The 25000-nt window shown below is 72.8% G+C and carries 20 protein-coding genes; 7 read left to right on the top strand and 13 right to left on the bottom strand.

Going from position 1 to position 25000, the window contains the following annotated elements; genetic code table 11:
- Nucleotides 1-73: 73 nt before the first annotated feature.
- The 3 genes from MTF69_RS29585 to MTF69_RS29575 form a co-directional block, all read right to left on the bottom strand.
- Complete coding sequence (locus MTF69_RS29585; protein ID WP_243339232.1) at nt 74-502, bottom strand: hypothetical protein; 429 nt, start codon at nt 500-502, stop codon at nt 74-76.
- 63 nt (nt 503-565) lie between these two features.
- Nucleotides 566-1066 (bottom strand): NUDIX hydrolase, encoded by a 501-nt coding sequence (locus MTF69_RS29580; protein ID WP_243339231.1) that lies wholly within the window; start codon nt 1064-1066, stop codon nt 566-568.
- Between the two features lie 36 nt (nt 1067-1102).
- On the bottom strand, nt 1103-2884 hold the full coding sequence (locus MTF69_RS29575) for a BCCT family transporter (protein ID WP_243339230.1): 1782 nt from the start codon (nt 2882-2884) through the stop codon (nt 1103-1105).
- Between the two features lie 144 nt (nt 2885-3028).
- On the opposite strand from MTF69_RS29575, the gene MTF69_RS29570 reads away from it, so the two are divergent.
- Nucleotides 3029-4177, top strand: a complete 1149-nt coding sequence (locus MTF69_RS29570) for a glycerate kinase (protein ID WP_243339229.1) — start codon at nt 3029-3031, stop codon at nt 4175-4177.
- 214 nt (nt 4178-4391) lie between these two features.
- Here the strand turns inward: MTF69_RS29570 and MTF69_RS29565 are convergent, their stop codons facing one another.
- On the bottom strand, nt 4392-5039 hold the full coding sequence (locus MTF69_RS29565) for a cysteine hydrolase family protein (protein WP_243339228.1): 648 nt from the start codon (nt 5037-5039) through the stop codon (nt 4392-4394).
- A gap of 197 nt (nt 5040-5236) precedes the next feature.
- On the opposite strand from MTF69_RS29565, the gene MTF69_RS29560 reads away from it, so the two are divergent.
- Both MTF69_RS29560 and MTF69_RS29555 read left to right on the top strand, forming a co-directional pair.
- Entirely contained in the window at nt 5237-6241 is a 1005-nt protein-coding gene (locus MTF69_RS29560; protein WP_243339227.1) for a GlxA family transcriptional regulator, read from the top strand.
- Nucleotides 6238-9063, top strand: coding sequence for a SpoIIE family protein phosphatase (locus MTF69_RS29555; protein WP_243339226.1), 2826 nt, complete (start codon nt 6238-6240; stop codon nt 9061-9063). The genes MTF69_RS29560 and MTF69_RS29555 overlap by 4 nt, the downstream gene beginning before the upstream one ends.
- A gap of 33 nt (nt 9064-9096) precedes the next feature.
- On the opposite strand, the gene MTF69_RS29550 is transcribed toward MTF69_RS29555, so the two are convergent.
- The 3 genes from MTF69_RS29550 to recQ all read right to left on the bottom strand — a co-directional run bounded on the left by MTF69_RS29550 (nt 9097) and on the right by recQ (nt 14277).
- Nucleotides 9097-9687 (bottom strand): GNAT family N-acetyltransferase, encoded by a 591-nt coding sequence (locus MTF69_RS29550; protein WP_243339225.1) that lies wholly within the window; start codon nt 9685-9687, stop codon nt 9097-9099.
- Nucleotides 9688-9744: 57 nt separating this feature from the next.
- Nucleotides 9745-11805, bottom strand: a complete 2061-nt coding sequence (locus MTF69_RS29545; protein ID WP_243339224.1) for a SpoIIE family protein phosphatase — start codon at nt 11803-11805, stop codon at nt 9745-9747.
- A gap of 405 nt (nt 11806-12210) precedes the next feature.
- A complete protein-coding gene (recQ, locus tag MTF69_RS29540) occupies nt 12211-14277 on the bottom strand; it encodes a DNA helicase RecQ (RefSeq protein WP_243339223.1) in 2067 nt (688 codons plus the stop codon).
- A 175-nt stretch (nt 14278-14452) separates the two neighbouring features.
- Between recQ and MTF69_RS29535 the strand changes: the two genes are divergently transcribed.
- The 3 genes from MTF69_RS29535 to MTF69_RS29525 all read left to right on the top strand — a co-directional run bounded on the left by MTF69_RS29535 (nt 14453) and on the right by MTF69_RS29525 (nt 17183).
- Nucleotides 14453-15223: a maleate cis-trans isomerase gene (locus MTF69_RS29535; RefSeq protein ID WP_243339222.1), complete on the top strand. Its 771-nt coding sequence runs from the start codon at nt 14453-14455 to the stop codon at nt 15221-15223.
- A gap of 114 nt (nt 15224-15337) precedes the next feature.
- On the top strand, nt 15338-16162 hold the full coding sequence (locus MTF69_RS29530) for a PP2C family protein-serine/threonine phosphatase (protein WP_243339221.1): 825 nt from the start codon (nt 15338-15340) through the stop codon (nt 16160-16162).
- Between the two features lie 73 nt (nt 16163-16235).
- Entirely contained in the window at nt 16236-17183 is a 948-nt protein-coding gene (locus tag MTF69_RS29525) for an MASE1 domain-containing protein (protein WP_243339242.1), read from the top strand.
- Nucleotides 17184-17413: 230 nt separating this feature from the next.
- Here the strand turns inward: MTF69_RS29525 and MTF69_RS29520 are convergent, their stop codons facing one another.
- Both MTF69_RS29520 and MTF69_RS29515 read right to left on the bottom strand, forming a co-directional pair.
- Entirely contained in the window at nt 17414-18634 is a 1221-nt protein-coding gene (locus tag MTF69_RS29520) for an aromatic amino acid transaminase (RefSeq protein WP_243339220.1), read from the bottom strand.
- Nucleotides 18627-19604, bottom strand: coding sequence for a DMT family transporter (locus MTF69_RS29515; protein ID WP_243339219.1), 978 nt, complete (start codon nt 19602-19604; stop codon nt 18627-18629). The genes MTF69_RS29520 and MTF69_RS29515 overlap by 8 nt, the downstream gene beginning before the upstream one ends.
- Before the next feature lie 135 nt (nt 19605-19739).
- Between MTF69_RS29515 and MTF69_RS29510 the strand changes: the two genes are divergently transcribed.
- Entirely contained in the window at nt 19740-20228 is a 489-nt protein-coding gene (locus tag MTF69_RS29510) for an Lrp/AsnC family transcriptional regulator (protein ID WP_279346399.1), read from the top strand.
- A 74-nt stretch (nt 20229-20302) separates the two neighbouring features.
- On the opposite strand, the gene MTF69_RS29505 is transcribed toward MTF69_RS29510, so the two are convergent.
- From MTF69_RS29505 to MTF69_RS29490, 4 genes are all read right to left on the bottom strand, one after another.
- Nucleotides 20303-21991, bottom strand: coding sequence for an alpha/beta fold hydrolase (locus MTF69_RS29505; protein WP_243339217.1), 1689 nt, complete (start codon nt 21989-21991; stop codon nt 20303-20305).
- A 72-nt stretch (nt 21992-22063) separates the two neighbouring features.
- Nucleotides 22064-22621 (bottom strand): TetR/AcrR family transcriptional regulator, encoded by a 558-nt coding sequence (locus tag MTF69_RS29500; RefSeq protein WP_243339216.1) that lies wholly within the window; start codon nt 22619-22621, stop codon nt 22064-22066.
- A 114-nt stretch (nt 22622-22735) separates the two neighbouring features.
- Complete coding sequence (locus MTF69_RS29495; protein WP_243339215.1) at nt 22736-23587, bottom strand: sulfurtransferase; 852 nt, start codon at nt 23585-23587, stop codon at nt 22736-22738.
- Nucleotides 23588-23616: 29 nt separating this feature from the next.
- Entirely contained in the window at nt 23617-24969 is a 1353-nt protein-coding gene (locus MTF69_RS29490; protein WP_243339214.1) for a rhodanese-like domain-containing protein, read from the bottom strand.
- Between the last annotated feature and the right edge of the window lie 31 nt (nt 24970-25000).

The raw sequence follows: 25000 nt of genomic DNA, 5'->3' as shown, positions 1-25000 counted from the left end.
CCACGCCGGAAAGCCCGGACACCGCCCCGGCCGCAACCCGCAGCTCACCCTCTGGTGAATTGCGGATCAAGTCTTAGATGACCACCAGCGGGACCAGCAGCGCGAAGGCCGCGCCCGCCTCGACCGCGTATCCGTACAGCGACGGGTGCTGGACGGGGGCCGCGAGCAGGACCACGCTCTGCTGGGCGGCGGCCGCCCCCACCCATTCGGCGTCGGCGCCGAGGCCCCCCTGGTACCAGCCCTCGCAGGAGCCGGGGCCGGTGACGGCGAGGACGTCGTCCTCGCGCCGGTAGAAGGCCTGCCAGCCCTCGGCCGGCACGGACCAGGCCTCGAAGTCGGTGAACTGGGCCCAGCCGCCGTCACGGATCGCGCTGTCGAACATCCAGACGGGCACCCCGTCGGGGGTGACCTCGCCGCTCTCCTGCTGGTCGGTGGTGAAGTGGACCATGGGCAGGGCGTCGGGCCCGTCGGCGGTACTGGGCCAGGCGTACATCGTGATCATCTGCTGAATTCTGTCCTGCTCGGTGTAGGCACGGAATAACGAGCGGAAGGGCCGCGGGAAGGCCTACGAGGCCTGCGCCCGGCGCCCGTTCTCCAGCTCCGCGGCGCCCTCGCCGGTCGCCAGGACCCGGCACGCCTCCACGGTGCGCAGGCCCAGCGATCCGAGCAGATGGTCCGTCAGCTCGGCCGGGTCCACCAGCCGCCACGAGATCAGCTCCTCCTCCTGGAGGTTGATGGAGGCGAGCTGCGCGGCATCGAGCACGCCGCCGTCGTAGAGGTAGGCGACGAGCGGGGGCCGGTCCGGGCCGACCGACCAGTCGACGGCGAGCAGCCGGCCGAGCGGTACGTCGATGCCGATCTCCTCGGCGCTCTCCCGGCGGGCGGCCGTACGCGGGGACTCCCCCGTGTCCGACTCGATGGTGCCGCCCGGCAGGGCCCAGCCCTCCCGGTAGTTGGGCTCGACGAGGAGCACCCGCCCGTCTTCGTCCCGGAAGAGCGCGGCCGCGCCGGCCAGCACCCGGGGCAGGCTCGCGATGTAGGTGGCGTAGTCATCCGTGGTGGTCACGCCGCCACCCTACCCAGCCGTCCCGGGCCGCGGTGATCACGCTTCCGGGGTGGACCCTCCGCCGCTTCCACTGCCGGCGCCGCCGCCGGAGCCGTCCTCGCGGTCGCGGTTCCTGGACTCCGCGACGCGGCGCAGGCGCGGGTGGCGGGCCGGGCCCTGTTCGGTGATGGCGTCGCCGACCATGGCCTTGACCGCGTCCCGGAGTCCGTGCAGGGCGTGGTGGCGGACGGGGCCCGCGCCCGGGTCCTCGCGCAGTTCCTTCACCAGGGCCCAGCACAGGAGCAGCATCACGACCACGAACGGCAGCGCGACCAGGATGGTGGCCGTCTGGAGGGACTTCAGGCCGCCCGCGACGAGGAGTACGGCGGCCACGGAGGCCATCAGCACGCCCCAGGTGACCACGAGCCAGGTCGGCGGGTGCAGGGAGCCGCGGCTGGTGAGCGAGCCCATGACGAGGGAGGCGGAGTCGGCGCTGGTGACGAAGTACGTCATCACCAGGAGCATCGCGATCCACGAGGTGAGGGTGCCGAGCGGGAGCGCGTCGAGCATCGCGAAGAGCGTGGCCTCGGTGCCCTCCTCGGCCTTGGCGGCCATGTCGGCGACGCCGGTGGAGTCGAGGCGGATCGCGGTGCCGCCCATGACGCAGAACCAGACGACGGTGGCGCCGCTGGGCACCAGGAGCACGCCGACGAGGAACTCGCGGATGGTGCGGCCGCGCGAGATGCGGGCGATGAAGGTGCCGACGAAGGGCGCCCAGGAGAGCCACCACGCCCAGTAGAAGATCGTCCACGCGCCGAGCCACTCGCTGTCGGTGAAGGCACCGGTGCGGGTGGCCATGGGGAGCAGTTCGTGCAGGTAGCTGCCGACGCTCGCCGGGATCACGTCGAGGATGTAGACGGTCGGGCCGAGGACGAAGACGAAGGTCATCAGGGCCGCGGCGAGCACGATGTTGATCGTGCTGAGCCATTTGACGCCCTTGTGCAGGCCGGAGAAGGCGGAGAGCACGAAGGCGGCGGACAGGGATCCGATGATGATCAGCTCGACCGAGGTCGAGTCCTCGATCCCCGTCGTGATGTTGAGCCCCTTGGCGACCTGGAGGGCGCCGAGGCCGAGGCTGGTGGCGGTGCCGAAGACGGTCGCGAAGACGGCGAGCAGGTCGATGGCCTTGCCGGGCCAGCCGTTGGCCCGCTCCTCGCCCATGAGGGGGACGAAGGCGGAGCTGAGGCGGTTGCCGCGGCCCTTGCGGAAGGTCGCGTAGGCGAGGGCGAGGCCGGCGATGCCGTAGATCGCCCAGGGGGTGAGGGTCCAGTGGAAGAAGGAGTAGTCGAGCGCGGCGCGGGCGGCGTCGCCGGTGGCGGGGGCCGCGCCGGAGGCCGGGGGCGGGTTCAGGTAGTGGGTGAGCGGCTCGCCCACCCCGTAGAACATGAGTCCGATCCCCATGCCCGCGCTGAACATCATCGCGATCCACGCGAGGTTCGTGAACTCCGGCTCCGAGTCGTCCTTGCCGAGGCGGATCCGGCCGAAGCGGCTGATCGCGAGCACGACGCACATGACGAGGAACACATCGGCGGCGATCACGAAGAGCCACGCGAAGTTGCTCAGCACCCAGGCCAGCGCGCTGCTCGACGCCGAGTCGAAGGAACTCTTCCCGAGGGCCGCCCAGGCCACCACGGCCAGGACGGAGATCACTCCGATCGTGACGACGGTACGGTCGGGCGTGCCATCAGTGCCACCAGTGCCGTCAGCGCCGTCGACGGGGCCGGCCGACCCGCCACCTGGGGAATCCGGACGTGGCTGTTCCAGTGAATCCGTGCTCATGCGGCCACACTATGCAGGCGTATATCCCTATTTAGGGGCATGCCGCGCCGGGTGTGGCCCAGGCCACGCATGGGCATAGGAGGATCCTCCGGATAGGCTCATGGGTGGCGCGACTGCACTGTTCGATAGCAAGGGATTAGCAAGGTGACGGACGGAGCAGTAACTGAGACCGCGCGCGTGCTCATCGCCGCGGACAAATTCAAGGGCTCGCTCACGGCCGTTCAGGTCGCGGAGCGGGTGACGGCCGGCCTTCGCAAGGCCGTACCGGGCGTGGAGATCGAGACCCTCCCCGTCGCGGACGGCGGCGACGGTACGGTCGCGGCCGCTGTGGCGGCCGGTTTCGAACGCCGGGAGGTACGGGTCACCGGACCGCTCGGTGACCAGGTCACGGCCGCTTTCGCCCTGCGCGAGGGCACCGCGGTGGTCGAGATGGCAGAGGCCTCCGGGCTCCAGCTGCTGCCGGCGGGTGTCTTCGCCCCGCTGACGGCGACCACCTACGGCTCCGGCGAACTGCTGAAGGCCGCACTCGACGCGGGAGCGCGCTCGATCGTCTTCGGTGTGGGCGGCAGTGCCACCACCGACGGCGGCGCGGGCATGCTGGCCGCGCTGGGCGCGGTGTTCCTGGATGCGAACGGTGAACCCGTCGGTCCGGGCGGCGGCGCGCTGGCCGGGCTGGCCTCGGCCGACCTGTCGGGCGTCGACCCCCGCATCAAGGAGATCGACTTCGTCCTGGCGAGCGACGTGGACAACCCGCTGACGGGTCCGAAGGGCGCTCCGGCGGTCTACGGCCCGCAGAAGGGGGCGTCGCCCGAGGACGTGGCGACGCTGGACGCGGCGCTGGCGCACTTCGCGGTGGTCCTGGAGAAGTCGATCGGCTCCCTGGCCGCCGAGGCGGCGGTTTCGCCCGGCGCGGGCGGAGCGGGCGGCATCGGCTACGGGGCGCTGCTGCTCGGCGCCTCGTTCCGTCCCGGCATCGAGCTGATGCTCGAGGTGCTCGGCTTCGCGCCGGCGCTGGAGCGGGCCACGCTGGTCATCACCGGTGAGGGTTCGCTGGACGAGCAGACCCTCCACGGCAAGGCTCCGGCCGGTGTCGCGGCGGCGGCCCGTGCGGCCGGCAAGCCGGTCGTCGCGGTCTGCGGCCGTCTGCTGCTCTCGCAGGAGGCCCTGCAGGCGGCCGGGATCCAGCGGGCCTACCCGCTCACGGACCTCGAGCCCGACCCTGCGGTCAGCATCCCGAACGCGGGGCCGCTGCTGGAGCGGGTGGCGCAGAACATCGCGGGCGACGTCCTCTGACGAGGCGTCCGCCCTGTCCGGCGGCCCGGATCCCCTGACGGGGGGTCCGGGCCGTCGGTCTGTGCGGGGGCCCGCCTCGCCGCCTGGCCGGCTTGGCCGAGGCCCGGGGGGATGTCCCCTACCCGCCCTTCCGCCGTTCCCCGGGGCTCCGCCCCGGACCCCGGTCCTCAAACGCCGGACGGGCTGGAATTGCGGCGCCCGGTCCGGAAGTGCGCTACGCCTTGGCCGCCGCGAGGAGTTGGGCGGTGGTGACGATCCGGGCGAAGCCGCCGCCCTGGAGGTTGACCGCGGTGGCGGTGGCGAGCTGGTCGGCCGTCAGGCGGGGTGCGTCCGGGCCGGGTTCGGCGGCCAGGTCGAAGGTGTGCGTGGCGTCGAGGGGCACGAGGACCTCGTAGCCCAGGTTCCCGGCCATCCGGGCCGTGGTCTCCACGCACATGTTCGTCTGGATGCCGGCGACGACGAGCTGTCCGACGCCGTTGGCGGTGAGCCAGTCGGCGAGGTCCGGGGTGCCGTAGAAGGAGGAGTTCACGGACTTGGTGACGTGCAGGGCGGCCCGGCCGGCCCGCTCGGCGACGAAGTCCTTGAGGGCGTACCCGGGCCGGTCCGGCGCGAGGACCGAGCCTGCGGTGCGGGAAGCGTGCTGCACGAGCACGAGCGGGCGGCCGGTCTCCTGCCAGGCGTCCATCAGTGCGGCGATGTTCTCCTCGGCGGCCGGGTTGTTGCGCGGCCCCCAGAAGTCGGTGTCGTCGAAGCCCTGTTGGACGTCGATGACCAGAAGGGCGCTGTTGGCGGCGGCCTCGATGCCGGTCGTGGTCGTGGTCGTCGTCGTGGTCGTCGTCGTGGTCTCGGTCTCGTTCGTCATGGCCTCATCCTGGGCGGCCAGGCCCCCTCGGACCAGTACCTCCCGGCCCACGAACCGATGGGATCCTGCCACCGTGGCAGCCCCGGACCCATCCCGGTCCGGAGTCCGGCTCCGCCGCAGGTCGGGGGCCTCCCGGCGGCATCTGCCGGGGGCTCGCCCCTCCCCTTCGGCCGGGCCTCCGTGGCAGACTCACGGCCATGCACCGCGTCGCGATCGTCGCCCAGCCCGGCATCCGCGCTTTCGACCTGGCCGTCATCACCGAGGTCTGGGGGCACGACCGCGGCCATCTCGGGGTACCGGCCTTCGAGCTGCGACGGTGCGCCCTCGACGCCGGCCCGATCCCGCTCCCCGGCGGGCTGTCCCTGGCTCCCGACCGCGGGCTCGGATGGCTCGCCGACGCCGACCTCGTCGTGGTCCCCGCGCTGGAGCGCCCCGGCGAGCGGACGCCCGAGCCGGTCCTCGCCGCCCTGCGGGACGCCCACGCCCGGGGCATCCCGGTGGCCGCCCTGTGCGCCGGCGCCTTCATCCTCGCCGAGGCCGGGCTGCTGGCGGGCCGCCGGGCCGTGACCCACTGGTCACTGGCCCCGGCGCTGGCCGGCCGGTATCCCGCCGTGCGCGTCGAGGAGGCCCCGCTCTACGTCGGGGACGAAGGGCTGTGGACCTCCGCCGGGGTCGCCTCCGGCATCGACCTCTGCCTGCACCTGGTCCGCGAGGCCCACGGCTCCGAGGCGGCCGCCGCCATCGCCCGTTCGATGGTGACCGGCCCCTTCCGGACCGGCGAGCACGCCCAGTACCTGGACCGCCCGACCCCGCTCGCCGACCGGACCGCCGAGGCGCTGGCCCTCGTACGGGAGCGGGCGCTCGGGCGGCTGCACGAGGCACTGGACGTGGCCACCCTGGCCCGGTGGGCCGGGATGTCGCCGCGTTCCTTCGCCCGGCACTTCGCCGCCGCCACCGGCACCACCCCGCACAAATGGCTCCTGGGCCACCGTCTGGACGAAGCCCGCAAACTGCTGGAGCGCACCGATCATCCGGTCACCGAGGTGGCCCGGCGGGCCGGATTCGCCAGCGAGGTCACCTTCCGCCAGCACTTCACCTCGTACGTCGGCACGAGCCCCCGGGCGTACCGTGCGGCCGCTACCGCACCAGGCCCCCCAGGACCTCCCCCAAACCCCGCCGACAGTGTTAGAAATGGCTCATGACCGGACGTTTTGGCCTAGCCGGGGGCTCTGAAGGAGCGCCCGAGGACAGGCCCCCGCCCGAGGACGGGTCCCCACCCGGAACCGGGCCCGGACGCTCCCGGCTGTTCGCGCACCTCTCGCTCGGTGCCCGCAGCGTCGCCGGCCAGGTCTTCGCCCTCCAGGCCGTCCTCGTGCTGGTGCTGATCACGGCCGCCGCCACGGCCCTGTTCCTCCAGGCCCGGTACGACAGCCAGCGCGACGCCCGCAACCGCTCCCTCGCCGCCGCCGAGGCCTTCGCGCACGCCCCCGGGCTCCCGGCGGCCCTGGAGTCCGCCGACCCCACCGCCGTGCTCCAGCCGCTGGCCGAGGGCGCCCGCCGGGCCTCCGGCGTCGATTTCATCGCGGTCATGACCACCGACGGGATCCGGTACACCGACTCCCGCCCGGAGCTGATCGGACAGCGCGCCACCGGCGACCTCTCGCGCGCCGCGGCCGGACAGGCCTTCACCGAGACGTTCAAGGGGAAGCCGAGCGACGTGGTCCGCGCCGTGGTCCCCGTACGGGACGCCGCGGGCGCGGTGGTCGGCCTGGTCGCCACGGGCATCGAGGTCGAGAACGTCGGCGAGGGGGTCGAGGGCCAGCTGCCCCTGCTCCTCGGTGCGGCCACCGGCGCCCTGCTGCTGGGCACCGGCGGCGCGGCCCTCGTCAGCCGCCGGCTGCGGCGTCAGACCCGGGGCCTCGGCGAGGCCGAGATGACCCGGATGAACGAACACCACGAAGCGGTTCTGCACGCCGTCCGCGAGGGCGTCCTGATCATCGACGCCGAAGGCCGGCTGCTGCTGGCCAACGACGAGGCCCGCCGCCTCCTGGACCTGCCCGCGGACGCCGAGCTGCGGCACGTGGGCGAGCTGGGCCTCGATCCGACCACGGCCGCGCTGCTGGCCTCCGGGCGGGCCGCCACCGACGAGGTGCACCGGGCGGGCGACCGGCTCCTCGCCGTGAACGTACGCCCGACCAAGCCCCAGGGGGGCCGCCCGTCCGGCACGGTGACCACCCTGCGCGACTCCACCGAGCTCGCCGCGCTCTCCGGCCGGGCCGCGGTCGCCCGCGACCGGCTCCAGCTGCTCTACGACGCCGGCGTGCGCATCGGGACCACGCTGGACGTGGTGCGCACCGCCGAGGAGCTCTCCGAGGTCGCGGTCCCGCGGTTCGCGGACTTCGTCACCGTCGAGCTGCTGGAGCCGGTGCTGCGCGGCGAAGAGCCCGGCGGCGGGGCGCACACCGAGATGCACCGGGCCGCCATCAGCGGGATCCGCGTCGATTCCCCGCTCCAGCCGGTGGGCGACGTCATCCGCTTCGTGGTGCCGACCGCGCCGATGGCGGCGGCCCTGGACGCCGGGCGGGCGGTCCTCGCGGCCGATCTGAACAGCGCCTTCGGCTGGCGGGCCCAGGACCACGACGGCACCCGGGTGGCCCTGGACTACGGGCTGCACTCGCTGATCTCCGTACCGCTCCAGGCCCGCGGGGTGGTCCTCGGCATGGCCAACTTCTGGCGGGCCGACACGCCCGAGCCCTTCGACGAGGAGGACCTGTCCTTCGCCGAGGAGCTTGCGGCGCGGGCCGCGGTCTCCATCGACAACGCCCGCCGCTTCACGCGCGAGCACGCGGTGGCGGTGACCCTCCAGCGCAGCCTGCTGCCGCGGGTGCTGCCCGATCTGAGCGCCGTGGACGTCGCCTTCCGGTACCTGCCCGCGAAGGCGGGGGTCGGCGGGGACTGGTTCGACGTGATCCCGCTGGCCGGGGCCCGGGTCGCGCTGGTCGTCGGCGACGTGGTGGGGCACGGGGTGCACGCCGCCGCCACGATGGGGCGGCTGAGGACCGCGGTGCACAACTTCTCCACCCTCGACATGCCGCCCGACGAGCTGCTGGGCCACCTCGACGAGCTGATCGACCGGATCGACCAGGACGAGTCCTCGGCCGACGAGGGCTCCGGGGAGGGCGAGTCCTCCGGCGTCACCGGCGCCACCTGCCTCTACGCCGTGTACGACCCGGTGTCCGGCCACTGCGCCATGGCCAGCGCCGGCCACCCCGGCCCGGCGCTGGTCGGGCCCGACGGGGAGGTGGAGTACCCCGAGCTGCCGATCGGGCTGCCGCTGGGCGTCGGCGGGATGCCCTTCGAGGCCGTGGAGCTGCAGCTGCCCGAGGCGAGCCGGCTCGTGCTGTTCACCGACGGGCTGCTGGAGGACCGCGACCGGGACTTCGACACCGGCCTCGCGATGCTGACCGAGGCACTGTCCCGGCCGGACCGCAGCCCCGACCAGGCCTGCTCCGACGTACTGGCCTCGCTGCTCTTCCCGGCGCCGAGCGATGACATCGCCCTGCTCATCGCCGACACCCGGCGGCTCCCGGCCGGGCGGATCGCGGAGTGGGAGGTGCTCCCGGACCCCTCGGACGTGTCCCGGGTCCGCCGCGCGGGCTCCGCGCAGCTCTCCGCGTGGGGCCTGGGGGACGTCACCTTCACCGCCGAGCTCATCCTCAGCGAACTGATCACCAACGCCATCCGCTACGGGACCCCGCCGATCCGGGTCCGGCTGCTCCGCGACCGCACCCTGATCTGCGAGATCTCCGACGGCAGCAGCACCTCGCCGCACCTGCGCTACGCGGCCACGACCGACGAGGGCGGGCGCGGCCTCTTCCTCGTGGCCCAGTACGCGGAGCGCTGGGGCACCCGCTACACCGACCGCGGCAAGGTGATCTGGGCGGAACTCCCCCTGACGGGCGCGGCGGAGCCGGCGCCCCCGGCCGTCGTGGACCTGGACGCCCTTGAGGACCTGGCCTGGTAGCAGGACGGTAGCGGGACGGGGTGGGTCCCCGGCTCAGAGCCGGGCGGCCAGCCGGGCCTTCGCCTCCGGCCATTCGGCGGCCAGCAGGGAGAAGTACACGGTGTCGCGCCAGGTGCCGTCCGGGCGCCGGCGGTGGCGGCGCAGGACGCCCTCGCGCTGCGCTCCGAGGCGGGCGATCGCGGCCTGGGAGCGGGTGTTGAGGTGGTCCGTCTTGAGCTGGACCCGGCCCATGCCGAGGTCTTCGAAGGCGTGGGTGAGCAGGAGCAGCTTGGACTCGGTGTTGACGGCGCTGCGCCAGTGCGCGCGCCCGTACCAGGTCCAGCCGATCTCCAGGCGTTCGTCGGCCGCGCTGATGTCCATGTACGTGGTCCAGCCGACGGCCCGGCCGCTCTCGAGGTGGATGACGGCGAAGGGAACGTACGCACCGCGCTCCGCGTCCCCCAGCAGGGAGTCGAGCGTGGCGCCCAGCTCCGCCTCGGTCTGCGGCGCGCCGCCCACCCACCGCCAGACTTCCTCGTCTCCGCCGCCGGCCGCGTACAGGTCGGGGAGGTGGATGCGGGTGAGCGGCTCCAGGCGGACGTGGCGGCCGGTGAGCGTGACGGGGGACGGCGACTTGGCTGGCATGGGAGACACGCTAGCCGCTCATTGCGCTAGATACAAAACATCATTGCACTAGTGCATTCATGGGGTCCGGGCCAGCAGCACCGCGACGTCGTCCTGCGGGGCGTCCGGGAGGAGGCTCGCCAGGATCGTGTCGCACAGGTCCTCCAGCGGCTCCCCCGCGCCCCGCAGGGCGTCCGCGAGGCCGGCCATCCCCTCGTCCAGGTCCCGGTCCCGGGACTCGATGAGGCCGTCCGTGTAGAGCACGAGCAGGCTGCCCGGCTCGAGCCGGACCTCCTCCGTGCGGAACTCCCGTCCGCCCGTGCCGAGCGGGGTTCCCGGCGGGCCGTCCAGGAAGGTCACGGCCCCGGAGGCCGTGACCACGGCCGGCGGCGGGTGGCCGGCGCGGGCGATGACGCACGCTCCCGTCACCGGGTCGTGGACGGCGTAGACGCACGTGGCCATCTCGTCCTCGCCGAGGTCCGCCACCACGGCGTCCAATGAGCGCAGCATCTGCTCCGGGGTCACCTGATGCCGCGCCAGGGTCCGTACGGCGGTCCGCAGTTGGCCCATGACCGCGGCCGCGTGGATGCCGTGGCCCATCACGTCGCCGATCACCAGGCCGGTCCGGCCGTCCGGCAGCTCGATCACGTCGAACCAGTCCCCGCCGACGTCGTGGTCGCTGGCCGGCAGGTAGCGGCCGGTCAGCTCCAGGCCGGCGACCTCGGGCAGCGCGTTGTTGGTGAGGCTGCGCTGCAGGGTCAGGGCTGCCGCGCGCTGGGTGGTGTACATCCGGGCGTTGTCGATGTTCAGGGCCGCCCGGGCCACCACCTCGTCGATCAGCACGCAGTCCTCGTGGTCGAAGGCCTCGCGCCCGCGCACCCGGGTCACCACGACCACCCCGAGCACCCGGCCGCGGGCCACCAGCGGGACCATCCGGGCGCAGCCGAGGGTGGCCAGGTAGGCGCGCAGCGCGGCCGCGCGCGGGTCCTTGATCAGGGCCGGGATGTCGGCGGTGAAGAGGTTCATCGCCACGCCCTCGGTGATGACCTGCTCGTAGGCGGTGCCGGCCGGGATCTGGAAGGTCTGCCCGGCGGTGAGCTTGGCGGTGGGCGCGGCCGGGTCCGGGAAGACGGAGGCCAGGCGGCGCAGCACGCCCCGGGTGGACGCCGCGGACGCGGCGGACTCGTCCGGGTCCAGTACGGCCTCCAGGAGCTGTACGTCGGCCGAGTCCGCGAGCCGCGGTACCAGCACCTCCACGATCTCCTGGGCCGTCTGCCCCAGGTCCAGCGTGGTGCCGATGCGGGTGCCGGCCTCGGCGAGCAGGGCGAAGCGGCTGCGCGCCCGCTCCGCCTCCGCCTGGGCGCGCTGTCCGTCGGTGATGTCGATGAGGGAGGCGATCAGGCCGAGCCGCCGCCCGGAGCCGTCCAGCAGCGGGGCGTAGGAGCAGGACCAGGTGCGGTCGTGGTCGGGGTCGGCGGGGGTGCGGCCGGTGCGGCGGACGTCCACGACGGCGGAGCCGCACTCCAGCACCTTGCGCATGAGCCGTTCGAGCGCGGCGGCGTTGACCCCGGGCACGACCTCGGTGAGCCGTTTGCCCACGTGCTCGGCGGCGGACACCCCGTTCATCCGGGCGAGGGCGTCGTTGACGCGCAAGAAGCGCAGGTCCGGGCCGAGGGTGCCGAGGCCGATCGGCGACTGGGTGAACAGGCTCTGCAGTGCGGCGAGCGAATCGCGCATCCGCAGGACCTCGGAGGTCTCCACGGCGATCAGCATGGAACCGGTGCGCCCCTGCGGATCGGGGGAGGGCAGGATCCACATCTCCATCGGGACCTGGTGTCCGTCGCGGTGGCGCACGGGCAGCGTGCCGACGACGGTCTCCCCGGCCTGGACCCGGCGGGTCAGCTGGTCGGCGAGCTCGTGGTTGGCGTCGGGGACGAGCACGTCGGAGCCCGGCCGGCCGAGGATGTCCTCGGGGCGGTGGCCGAGCAGGTCCTGGGCGGCCAGCGACCACTCGACGACGAGCCCGTCGGCGTCCTCCCGCCACAGGGCGATCGGCAGCAGCTCGCTCAGTACGCCCGCGTACCCGACAGCAGCCACCGGCTGGTCCGGTACCTCGCTCGTCTCCTGGTACGTGTCCAATGCGCCGACCTCACCCCAGGGGGCCTGATTCCTACCGATTCACACTATCCGAGCCTCCGCCGACCGGCGCTGTGTCGCGACGGAATCCGGCTTCGGGTGGAGCCAGGGCAGGAATCACGGTGACCCACAGCAGGACGACGTAGAGGATCAGGGCCCGAAGAGGGCCGGGCGGCGCAGCAGGTCTTCGAGGTCGCCGAGGCGCAGCCGGACGTCGCGGACCCCGTGGTCGAAGGGCATGCCGTACACGGGGTGGCAGGCGGGCAGGACCCCGTTGAGGCCGCCCGCGCTGGTGCCCGAGAGGACGTCGACGTCGACGGTGCGGTAGCGGCCGGCTTCGAGCAGGGCCCGGTAGATGTCCGGGCCCCTCGGACCTGCGTCCGGGCCGGGCGCCCCGCAGCCGGGCGGCTACTCCCAGTCGTCCCAGGGCGGGTCGATGTCCTCGTCCTCGGGTCCGAAGAGCGACTCTTCCGCCCGCGGGGCCGGATGCGCCTGGGCGGGCACGGCGGCCCGGGTGACCGCGGGCGGGGCGGGCGGGGCGGCCACCGCAGCCCGGGTGACCGCCGCCGGGGCGGCTCCGGTCTCCGCCGCCGCGGCTTCCGCACCCGGCTCGGGCCGCGCTCCGCCCAGGGTCTTCAGGATGCCCTCGGCGTACTTGGCGAGCTTCGCCTCGCCAACACCGCTGATCGTGCCCAGCTCGGCGACCGTGCCGGGCAGCCCCGTCGCGATCTCCCGCAGCGTCGCGTCGTGGAAGACGACGTACGCCGGCACGCCCTGCTCCCGCGCGGTCTCGGCGCGCCACGCCCGGAGGGACTCGAACACCGGCACGGCGGCCGCCGGCAGGTCGACCGGTACCCGGCCGCCCTTCCCGGAGCGCGATCCGCCGGACTCCCTGCGGGACGAACCGGCCGCCGGCGCCGTCTCCTTGCGCATCGGGACGCTCCGACGGCCGCCCAGCACCTCGCCGCTGGCCCCGGTCAGCACCAGCGTGCCGTAGTCGCCCTCCACCGCCAGCAGTCCGAGTGCCAGCAACTGCCGGACGACCCCGCGCCATTCGTTCGTGCCCAGGTCCGCTCCGATGCCGAACACCGAGAGCCCGTCGTGGTCGAACTGGATGACCTTGGCCGTCTTCTTGCCCTGCAGGATGTCGATGATCTGGCCGGCGCCGAACTTCTGGCGCCGTTCCTTGGCGAGCCGCCACACCGTGGACAGCAGCTTCTGCGCCGCGACCGTCCCGTCCCAGGACTCGGCCGGCGTCAGGCAGGTGTCGCAGTTCCCGCAGTCCGGCGCACCGGTCTGCCCGAAGTACGCCAGCAGCCGCACCCGGCGGCAGCCGACCGTCTCGCACAGCGCGAGCATCGCCTCCAGGTGTCCGGCCAGCGCGCGGCGGTGCGCCTCGTCGCCCTCGGAGCCCTCGATCATCTTGCGCTGCTGCACCACGTCCTGGAGCCCGTACGCCAGCCAGGCCGTGGCGGGCTCACCGTCGCGGCCGGCGCGGCCGGTCTCCTGGTAGTAGCCCTCGACCGATTTGGGCAGGTCCAGGTGGGCCACGAAGCGCACGTCGGGCTTGTCGATGCCCATGCCGAACGCGATCGTGGCCACCACCACGACCCCGTCCTCCCGCAGGAACTTCGACTGGTTCGCCGCGCGCGTCCGGGAGTCCATGCCCGCGTGGTAGGGCACGGCGTCGATGCCCTGCTCGACCAGGGCGGCCGCCGTCTTCTCCACCGATGCCCGCGAGAGGCAGTAGACGACTCCCGCGTCACCGGGGTGCTCGGTGCGGATCAGCTCCAGCAGCTGCTTGACCGGGTTGTTCTTCGCCACGATCCGGTACTGGATGTTCGGCCGGTCGAAGCCGGCCACGAAGTGGCGGGCCTCCTCCAGGCCGAGGCGCGCCGCGATCTCGGCGTGCGTGGCCTCGGTGGCGGTCGCGGTCAGCGCGATCCGGGGCACCTTCGGCCAGCGCTCGTGCAGCATGGACAGCGCGAGGTAGTCGGGCCGGAAGTCGTGGCCCCACTGGGCGACGCAGTGCGCCTCGTCGATGGCGAAGAGCGAGACGGTGCCCCGGTCGAGCAAGCCCTGCGTCCCCTCGGTGCGCAGCCGTTCGGGCGCCAGGTAGAGCAGGTCGAGCTCGCCGGCGAGGAAGGCCTGCTCGACCGCGCGCCGGTCGTCGGAGAGCTGCGTCGAATTGAGGAACCCGGCCCGCACCCCGAGCGCGTTGAGGGCGTCCACCTGGTCCTGCATCAGGGCGATCAGCGGGGAGATCACCACTCCGGTGCCCGCTCTGACCAGTGCCGGGATCTGGTAGCAGAGCGATTTGCCGCCGCCGGTCGGCATCAGCACCAGCGCGTCGCCGCCGTCGGCGACGTGCTCGATGATCTGCTGCTGCTCGCCGCGGAACGAGTCGTACCCGAAGACGCGGTGGAGCACCTGCTGGGCGTCGGGGATTTCGACGGCTGCTTCCGAAGGGGTCATCCCAGAAGCCTAGCGACCTCCTCGGACACATCCGCCCGGATCCCCTCCGCCCTGTGGATATCCCGGAAGGACGCCGCGGCCCCGCACGCGGCGGCGCGGCCGGGCACCACTGCGGCCCGACCGGTGACACAGTGGAGGATCTCCCGTATCTCCCGGCCTCCGAGAGGAACACGCGATGTGGCAGCCCGACGGGTGGGACGTGCGCGTCCGCCTCGGCGTCCTCACCCCGCACGCCGATGTCGGCCCCGAGTCGGAGCTGCGCGCCATGGCTCCGGCCGACGTGGGCCTGCACGCCGCCCGGGTGCCGTTTCGCGCGATGGGGCGCGGCGGCGCGATGGACTCCACCATTCCGCTCGCGCCCGTACGGGCCTTCGCCGAGCCCCCGCACGTGGACGATGCCGCCGAGCTACTGGCGGCCGCCCCGGTGTCGGTGATCGCCTACGCCTTCACCAGCTCCGCCTACGTCATCGGCCCGCGCGGCGAGGGGTACATGCTGGACCGGCTGCGCGAGCGCACCCACGGGCTGCCCGTGGTCGCCACCTGCGCCGCCACCGTCGAGGCGCTGCGGGCGCTGGAGGCCGGCCGGCTCGCCCTCGTGGACCCGCCGTGGTTCGACGAGACGCTGAGCGACCTGGGCCGGGGCTACTACGAGGACGCCGGCTTCGAGGTCCCGTACGCCGCCCCCTGCGGCCTCCCCAGCGGGCAGACCCTCATCGGGCCGCGGGCCCTGCACGACTGGGTGGCGGCGCACGTCCCCGACACGGCGGACGCGGTCGTCATCGGCGGCAACGGCTTCCGCGCCGTCGGGGCGATCGCGGCCCTGGAGGCCACCTTGGGCCGCCCGGTCCTGACCGCGAACCAGACGCTCCTGTGGGCGGCCCTTCGCGCGGCGGCCACCCCGACCACTCCCGTCACGGACTACGGACGGCTGTTCTCGACGGCTTGAGGGCCTCCCGAACCTCCGGGCGACCTGCGCGCCGTGCGCCGAGCCGAAATATGATGGGCACGGGTCTTTCGCGCAGCGGAAGCAGAGGCACATGGACGTATCCCGGAGTGGTCCGTGACCCCGCGCCGGCCGCCCCGGCCCGCCAGCGCGGATCTGCTGGGCATGCTGGGCCGGCTCACCGCCCAGGCGCGGGAGGGCGCGGAGCTGCAGCAGGCCCGGGTGGAGCTTGCCGAGGCCCTGCAGCGCGAGCTGCTGCCCGCCTCCCTGCCCGTACTGCCGGGGCTGAGGACCGCGGCCCGGTACGCGCCCGCCCGGCGCGGCCTGGACATCGGCGGTGACTGGTACGACGGCTTCCGGGTGGCGGGCGGGGCCCTCGCCTTCTCCATCGGCGACGTGCAGGGGCACGATGTGGCGGCCACCGCCTTCATGGGGCAGGTCCGGGTGTGTCTGCGCGCCGTGGCCGCCGTCGTCCTCGATCCCGGCGAGGTCCTGAGCCAGGCCAATGACGTACTGCTCTCCATGGACAGCGAGCTGTTCGCGACCTGCAGTCTGCTCCGCTTCGATCCGCGTGCGTGGGAGATCCAGACGGCCCGGGCCGGCCACGTCCCCACCGTCTGGGCCACCGTCGACGGCCGGTACGGCATCGCCGAGGACGCCGGCGGTCCGCCCCTGGGCACGGTCACCGGAGCCCGGTACCCGGTGACCCGCCGGAGGCTGACGGAGGCGGGCTCCCTCGTCCTGGTCACCGACGGGGTGGTCGAAGGGCCGTCGTTCCCGATCGAGGTGGGGCTCGACCGGGTGGCCGAGATCGTCGGAGGGGCGGCGGGAGCCGATCCCGACGAGCTGGCCGCCGAGGTGATGAAGGTGGCCGATTTCACCGGTCACGCCGACGACGCCGCGGTGCTCGTCCTGCGCCACGACGCGGCCCGACCGCGCTGACCCTCCCCGGCGACCGGCCACCCGTCCGCGCGTGTCACGCCATGCCAAGGCGCCCGGGCCGTTGTCTGATGCAGTGGTGCGCACCGTGGAATGGCGACGTCCGGCCGAGGCCCTCCTGCGGATCCTCGGGGTCGCCGTCGCCTACTACGCGACCGGCCGGATCGGCCTGCTGCTGCACGTGAGCGTCGAGGGGGCGGTCGTCACACCCCTGTGGCTGCCCACCGGCATCGCCCTCGCCGCTCTGCTGTGGTTCGGGCCCCGGATCTGGCCGGGCCTCGCGCTCGGGACCTACCTCGCCATCGAGCGGATCAGCACGTTCGGTCTGGTCGACCTCGGAATCATCGTGGGCAACACCCTGAGTCCGCTGTGCGCCTACGCGCTGCTGCGCCGGGTGGGCTTCCGCCCCGAACTGGACCGGCTGCGGGACGGGCTGGCGCTGGTCTTCCTCGGCGGCCTGGCGCCGATGCTGATCAGCGCCACCACCGGGACCTGGACGCTGGTCTTCACGGGCGACCTGCCGGTGCGGAGCTTCTGGCCGGTGTGGTCGGCGTGGTGGGCCGGCGACACGATGGGCGTCCTCCTGGTGACCCCGCTGCTGCTGGTCCTGCGCCGGGCCCGGCTGCCCCGGGACCCGTACCGGGCGGCCGAGGCGGCGGCTCTGGCGGTCACGGTCGGCGGCGTCACCCTCGCGGCCACCCGCAGCTCCCTGTCCCTGCTCTTCCTCGTCTTCCCCCTGCTCATCTGGGCCGCGGTGCGCTTCCGGCTCCCCGGCAGCGCACCGTGCGCCTTGCTCGTGTCCGTCCTGGCGATCACGGCGGCGACCGACCGCGCCGGACCCTTCGCCGGCCACACCCTCCTCGAGGTCATGGTCAACCTCCAGGCGCTCAACGGAGCGGCCGCCCTGACCGCGCTGCTGCTGGCTGCCCTCGTCGCCGAGCAGGACAACGTCCGCCTGAAGATCGAGGAGGTCTGCGAGGACCTGGCCGACGTGGTGGCCCGCCTGGCCCCGCCGAAGGAATGAAAGACGGCGGAACAAACCCTTGACTAAGGCGAAATAGGGAGGAAACTCATCAATACACCGGAATACCGGATAGAGCCGCACCTCCTTCTGGAGACGTCCAGAAGCCCGCGTGACCCTTGTCCAGGCTCTGGCCAGGCCCCCGGCAGCAGATGTCGACCATGGGAGCCATCGGCGACGGCGGATGGCTCATGGAATCGACGAACTGCCGGGGACTGTCTTGTCCGCCGGTCCTACGCGGGCAGGATCACCCGCGGCGCGTCGGCCGTGTCGAGCACCGCCGCGATCCCCTGCGCGAGGCGGGGGATGCGGTCCGCCGGGATTCCCGCGATGTTGATCCGCCCCGAGGTGGTGCCGTAGACGGCGTGCTGCCGGCGGAGCCGGAGCATCTGGTGCGGCGTGAGCGGCAGCATGGAGAACATCCCCTTCTGCCCTGCCAGCGACCGGGCCTGCTCCCCGCACCCCAGCGTGGTCAGGTGGGCGGTCAGATCGGCGCGGTTGGCCATGATCCGGCCCCGCATGACGTCCAGTTCCGCCCGCCAGGCGGCCCGTAGGCCCTCGTCCTCCAGGATCGTGGTCACGACGGCCGCGCCGTGCTCGGGCGGCATCGAGTACAGCGTCCGGGCAGCGTTCTGCAGGGCCGTCTCGGCGTGCCGCACGGCCCGGCCCGAGGCGCCGAGGACGATGGCGCAGCCGACGCGGTCGCTGTAGAGGCCGAAGTTCTTCGAGCAGCTGACGGCGATCAGCATTTCCGGCACGCGCTCCGCCAGCATCCGCGTGGCCAGCAGGTCGGCTTCCAGGCCGTCTCCGAGCCCGTGATAGGCGAGGTCGACGAAGGGCACCCAGCCGCCGCGGACGGCCGACTCGGCCAGCGCCTCCCAGTCGTCGAGGAAGGGGTCCACACCGGTGGGGTTGTGGCAGCAGCCCTGGAGCAGGACGACGTCGTCCCGCCGGGCGTCGCGCAGTTCCCGCAGCACACCGGCCGCGTCGAAGCCGCCCTCGGCGTCGCGCCAGCCGTACGGTCGGACCTTCAGCCCGGCGGCCTCCAGGATGGGCCGGTGGTTGACGTAGGCCGGATCGCTGACCCACACCGTGGTGCCCGGGCGGGTCCGCCAGATCAGATCGGCCAGGAGCCGCAGTGCGCCGGAGCCCGCGACGGTCTGTACGGCCGCGGCCCGGTCGGCCGGTCCGCCCGGGCCGGGGCCCAGGACCAGGTCCAGCAGGGAGCGGTTGAAGGCGGCGTTGCCGGAGAGCCCGCGGTACTCCTTGGACTCCGAGCGCTGCGCCAGACGCATCTCGGCCTCGCGCACGGCGGCCATGACGGGCGTGGTTCCCGTCTGGTCCCGGTAGACGCCGAGGACGAGGTTCATGCGTTCGGGCCGGTCGTCGGCGCCGAACTCGTAGGTCAGGTCCCACAGCGGGTCGGTGGGCGGCGGCGGGAGGAGCTCAAGCATCTGCGGGAACCTCGGGTCGGGGGCGGCGGTTGGCGAGGACGACGCCGGCGGTGATGAGGGGTACGCCGAACAGCACGGCGAGGGTCGGTGATTCACCGAGCAGCGGGATGGCGAGCAGGACGACGGCGACGGGGCTGAGGCTGCCGACGACGGAGCTGCGTTCGGCGCCCAGCCGGCGGATGGCGAAGGCGTACAGCAGGCCCGCGCACAATCCGACTCCGAGCCCCTGCACCACCAGGAACAGCACGATGTCGCTGCCGGCCGCGTGCACGATGCCCGTCGGGAGGACCCCGGTCAGGACCAGGACGGCGATCACCGCGAAGGAGGGCAGGCACAGCAGTCCGATCGATCCGACGGGATCGAGGTCCACCTCGCGCAGTCCCACCGTGTACAGGGCCCACAGACCGCTGGCCACCAGGAGCGTGCCGGCGCCCGCGAGGACGTCCGTGTCCACCGGAACGACGTGGCGCCAGACGAGGGCGACCACACCGGACGCGATCAGCGCGAGCCCGACCGCCTGCGTTCCCCGGGGGACGCCGTGTCCGCGGCCGACCATGATGGCGGAGACGAACAGCGGGACCATCCCGGGGACGATCGAGCCGACGAAGGCCGCGGAGGTCAGGGCGCCGCCGTGCATCGCCGCCAGGAAGAAGGGCACCCCCGCACCGCAGATGATCTTGAGTGCGACGCCTGGCCGGACTGCGGCGATGCGGCGACGGCGCCGCCACAGGGCGGGGAGCAGGACGAGGAGGGGGACGCCGAACCGCAGCAGGGCGGCGTCGGCGGGCAGGAGCGAGGAGGCGCTCAGGGCGCGGGCGCTGAGCGCGAAGGCGGCCCAGATCGCCACGGTCAGCAGGAGGGCCAGCATGCCCTGGGCTTGCGGGGAGAGCCCGAACCGGCCGGGGTGTCCGGCCTTCGGGCCCGCCGCGTCGGGAGGCGCGGTCGCCGGGGTGGTGTTCGTCGCGACCAAGGAAATTGCTCCAGCCTCTGAGAGCGGACCGGTCCGGCCCGTTCCAGGGCAACGGTAGGGCTTCGGGCAGGGCAGTCGATTGCCAGTTCTGCTCCTCAGACATACGTTTGGGGCAGAATCTGCCAAGGAGTGGCCATGGACGCAGTCGATCTGCAGATCATCAGGGAATTGCAGGCCGACGGACGCCTGTCCAACCAGGACCTGGCCGACCGCGTCCGGCTCTCCCCGTCGCCCTGTCTGCGCCGGGTTCGACGCCTGGAGGAAGCGGGCCTCATCCGCGGCTACACCGCCATGGTCGACCAGGTCGCCTTCGGACTCCCGGTCACCGTGTTCGTCCGGATCCGCCTGGAACGCCACACGGCGGAAGCGGTGAGGCTGTTCGAAGAGCACGTCGCGGTCATCGAGCACATCCAGGACTGCTACCTGATGGCGGGAAGCAGTGACTACCTGCTCCGCGTCGTCATCGAAGATCTCGAAGCCTACGAAGCCCTGGTGCGCCACCGGATCCACGCCATTCCCGGTATCGCCTCGATCGAGTCGAGCTTCGCGTACGGCAGCGTCAAGCAGTCCAGGACGTACCCGCGGCCCACCCCGGGCGCGTCGAGGCGATCACTGCCCTCCTGAGCCGATCACGGCGGTCAGGGCGGTCACGGCGGTCAGGGCGGTCACGTGCTCACGGGGCCCGGCCGACCAGCCGGTCATCCGCCGATCTGAGCGGACGCGGCGGCGAGGTGGCGGGCCGTCTGCGAGGGGTGGGTCAGCTGGGGATAGTGCCCGGCCCCTTCGATCTCGGCCACCGGGTGGCCGACGGCCTCGACCAGCGGATCGGCCGAGCCCACGATGATCCGGACCGGGACGGCCACCCGGTCCAGCAGCGCCCGCGACCGCCCGCGTCCGGCGACGTCCGTACGCACGGCCGTGACCACGCGGCGCGCCACGCCGCGACGGCGCAGGTCCGCCGCCGCGCTCTCCACCTCCGCCCCCTCGGGGACCCCGAGCGTCCGGGCCAGCCGGGCGGCGGACATGCGGCGCATCATCGGCGCGGCCAGTCCCGAGCGGGCGAGCCGGGGGGCGGGTGCCTGCAGGAACGCCGGGGAAATGAGCACGAGACCGCTGATGCGGTCCGGATGATCGACGGCGAAGCGCAGCGCGGGGCCGCAGGCCAGGGAGTGCGCGACCAGTACGGGGCGGGTCCGCACCGGGCCCAGCAGATCCTCCAGCCACGCGTCCACCGGCCGGGTCGTGGCGGCCGAGCGGCCCAGGCCCGGCAGGTCGGGGGCGAGGACCGGGCCGGGGAGGTGGGAGGCGAGGGGCGCCCAGAGGTCGGCGTTCATGGGCAGTCCGTGCAGCAGGACGTGGTCGGGGCGGTGCCGCTCTCCGCTCACCCAGGTACGGCTGCCCGCCACGTCGGAGAAGCCGTACGGCCTCAGCCAGGGCGACGCGGCACCGAACCGGGCGGCCACCAGGTCGTCGGCCCACCCGCGCAGGGCGTCGGCGGCCGGAGGCATCTCCAGACCGGCGCTCGCGGCGAAGGCGCGGGCGGAGGCGGTCGGGTAGCGGTCGGTGGAGAGGAACGCCAGCGTCTCGGGATCGGCGCCGGTCAGCTTGCGCGGCAGTCGCCGCAGCAGACCGGCGGGAACGGTCCGGCGGGGTGCCCGTACGCCGGTGTGGTCGGCGATCGCAGCGATCAGCTCGGGCAGGAGCGGAGTGCTGTCGTCGAGCACCCAGTAGTGCTCGCCCGCGGGTGATGCGGGGATCTCCGCGAGGAACCGTACGAAGTAGTCGATCGTGGTGATCGGAAGGAAGGTGTCGCGGCCGCCGGGCAGCGCGGGAAGCCGGCCGTTCCACAGGTCCTGGACGAGGGTGGCCAGGCCTATGTACTGGCCCGGCCCGATCACGGTGCTGGGGTTCGCGATGGTCAGCGGTACTTCCAGCTCGCGAGCCCGGGCGCGCACCGCGAGGTCTCCCTCGTGCTTCGACGCCTCGTACGCTCCCAGCCCGGCGTAGTCGGGGCGGCCGTCGGAGCTGCTCACCCGGTACCCGCTGATGTGCACCAGCCGCCGCAACCGGGGTAGCCCGGCGGCCCATTCGAGCACGTTGAGCGCGCCGGTGACGTTGGTCGCCCGCGCCTCCTGCACGCCGAGTCCGAAGGCGAAGCGGCCGGCGGCGTTGTAGACGTCGCGCACCTCGGGCAGCCCCGAGAGCGGCTCCGTGATGTCGGCGGCGAAGATGTCCAGCCCGCCGGTGTCGACGCCCTGGGAGGTCAGCCAGGGGGTCAGGGTGTCGTTGCGGCGTACGGCTGCCGCCACCCGCTGTCCCCGGGTGAGCAGTTCGGCGACGAGCGAGCGGCCGATGAAGCCGGTCGCGCCGAAGACGATCGCGTCCATGAAAGCTCCTTGAATAGATCGGTCTACATATTTTTGGACGAAAAAGAAGCCCGCCGGTCACGGCGGGCCGTGTCAGCCCAGCAGGACGCCGATCTGACGGGAGACGCTGTCCAGCGGCCCCCTGCTGCGGTGCGCCCGGGCCAGCAGGAGCGCCCCCTCCACCAGGGCCAGGATGGTGACCGCGAGATCGTCGGCGTCCCACCGGCCCGCCAGCTGTGCACGCAGGGCCGCCTGCCACGAGGCGTAGACCTCCGAGCACGCCTCGTGCAGCGGGTCGCTGGTGGCGGCCATCTCCAGCGCCACGGTGGCCACCGGACACCCCTTGCGCCAGCCCGACTCCTCCAGCCGGTCGCCCAGGTGCCGCAGCACCCCGCCGACGAACTCCGCCACCGACGGGCTGGACTCGGCCAGGCCCCCCAGGGCGTCACCGATCATCCCCCCGGCCCGCCGGACGGACTCGCCGACCAGCTGGTCCTTGCCGCCGGGGAAGTGGAAGTAGAGCGAGCCGCGGGGTGCGCCACTGGCCGCGATCACTTGGTTGAGCCCGGCGCCGAAGTACCCCCCGGCCTCGATCAACTCCTGCGTCGCGTCCAGCAAGCGGTCCCGCGTCTCGGCGCCCTTCTGTCCCATGACGCCAGACTAGACCGATCTACATATTCTCGCAATCGCCCTCTCGGGCCGACCGGGCCGGTCAGCCGCTCGTCCCGCGACCAGACCGGGCCCACGGTCTAAAGGATTTCCGCGTCACCCCATCTCGACAGGAACACGCACCAGCGACCCGTACTCGGTCCAGGAGCCGTCGTAGTTCTTGACGTCTGGGTAGCCGAGCAGTTCGTGGAGCGCGAACCAGGTGTGCGAGGAGCGCTCACCGATGCGGCAGTAGGCGATGACCTCGCGGTCGGCGGTGATGCCCTTCCCCGTGTAGAGCGCCTTCAGTTCGCCGGCGGACTTGAACGTCCCGTCGTCGTTGGCCGCCTGCGCCCAGGGGACGTTGGCCGCGCCGGGGATGTGGCCGGGCACCTGGGCCTGCTCCTGCGGCAGGTGGGGCGGCGCCAGCTTCTCGCCCCGGTACTCTTCCGGGGACCGGACGTCGACCATCCGGACGGCGGACCCCACGCCCTCCAGCACTTCGCCGCGCAGCGCGCGGAACTGCGGGTTCTCCTGACCCGTCACCGTGAAGTCGGTGTGCTCGTACTTCCTGACCTCTTGAGTCATCTCCCGGCTTTCCAGCTCCCACTTCTTCCGGCCGCCGTCGAGCAGCTTCACCTTGCCGAAGCCCCGCAGCCGCAGGATCCAGTACGCATACGCGGCAAACCAGTTGTTGTTGCCTCCGTACAGGATCACCGTGGTGTCGTACGCGACGCCCGCCTCGGCGAGCAGCTGCCCGAGTGCCTCACGGTCCAGGTAGTCCCGCCCCACGGCGGTGTGCAGGTCCTTGGTCCAGTTCCAGCCCACGGAGCCCGGGATGTGGCCCTGTTCGTACGCCGTGGTGTCCTCGTCCACGTCGATGACGCGCACCGTTCCGTCGTCGAGGTGGGCGGCCAGCCACTCGGTGTCCACCAGTGTCTCCGGATGTGCGTAGCCGTTGGTACCCATGATTCCTCCTCTCATCCTCTCTTCCGCTGTCATACGTGTGTCATCAGGTCCCGCACGCCGCCCCTGATCACCGCCGTTACGGGGATACCTGCCCGGTCGAGGAGACTCGCCGCGATGGTCGCCCGGCGGCCGCTCCCGCACACCGCCCAGATCTCCCGGTCGCGGGGCAGCTCGCCCAGCCGCCGGGGCAGCTCGGCCAGAGGCACGGCGAGCGTGCCCGGGATTCCGCCCTCCGGGCGCTCCGGCCGCACGTCGAGCACCCGCCGCTCGGCGACATGTCCGGCCAGCTCGGACGCGTCCGCGGTACGGAAGGTACGCAGCGGCCGGCCGGCGGCGGCCCAGGCATCCGTGCCACCCGCCAGATATCCCGCGACGTTCTCGTATCCGATCCTCAGCAGCTGGAGCATCGCCTCGTGGGCCGCGTCCTCGGCCGGCTCCGGCAGCACCAGCACCAGACTCGTACCGAACGGCACGACCTCGCCGACCAGGCTCGCGAAGCGGTCGTCCAGCTCGTCGCAGATCGAGCCGGGCAGATGGGCCGCGGCGAACGTTCCGCGGTCGCGTCCGTCGACGATCTGTGCACCGCCCCCGGCCAGCCCCTCCACCATGGCCGCTGCGAGCGGCCGGAGTGTGGGCGGGCCGCCGAGTACGCCGGGCCCGGACCGGTTGATCGGCGCCATGTAGTGGTAGTAGGCGGGGTACGGAGGCAGGCCTGACAGCCGCCCACTGACGAACTCCTCCTCGTCCTGGGTGGTCAGCGTGGGGTTGGTACGCCGCTCGGCACCCACGGTGGTGGTCCGGTCCGCCGATACAAGGCCGGCCGCACAGGAACTCCCCGCTCCGTGCGTCGGCAGCACCTGGGTGGCGTCCGGCAGCAGTGCCAGTCGCCGCAGCGTCCGGAACTGCGCGCGGGCGAGTTCCTCCGTGTGGTCGTCGCCGGACAGATCGGTACGGCCGGCGTTGCCGACGAGGAGGCTGCCTCCGGTGAAGACGGCCGTCGGCGCCTGCCCTGTGTCGTCGAAAACGAGGTACGAGGTGTGTTCGGCGGTGTGCCCAGGTGTCTCCATCGCCCTCACGGTCACACCCCCGAAGACGATCTCGTCGTCCTCGGCCAACGCGAGATGGTCGAATGCGTACGGCGCACGGGCCGGGCCGGCCACCGTGGCGCCGGTCGCCGCGCGAACCTCCAGAGCACCGGAGACGTAGTCGTTGTGCACATGCGTCTCCAGGACGTACCGGATCCGCACCCCCCTGGAGGTACAGGACTCCACCAGGCCCCAGCTGTCCCGCTGCGGGTCGACCAGCGCGGCCTCGTCGCCGCTCACGAGGAGATAGCTGTTGTCACCGAGTGACGCGGTGGTCATGACTTCGATCTCGTTCATTTCCATCACCCTGCGGCATCGTCGTTCCCCT

Source organism: Streptomyces sp. AP-93, from assembly GCF_022808175.1.
Lineage (GTDB): Bacteria > Actinomycetota > Actinomycetes > Streptomycetales > Streptomycetaceae > Streptomyces.
This window is presented reverse-complemented; position numbering and strand designations above follow the sequence as displayed.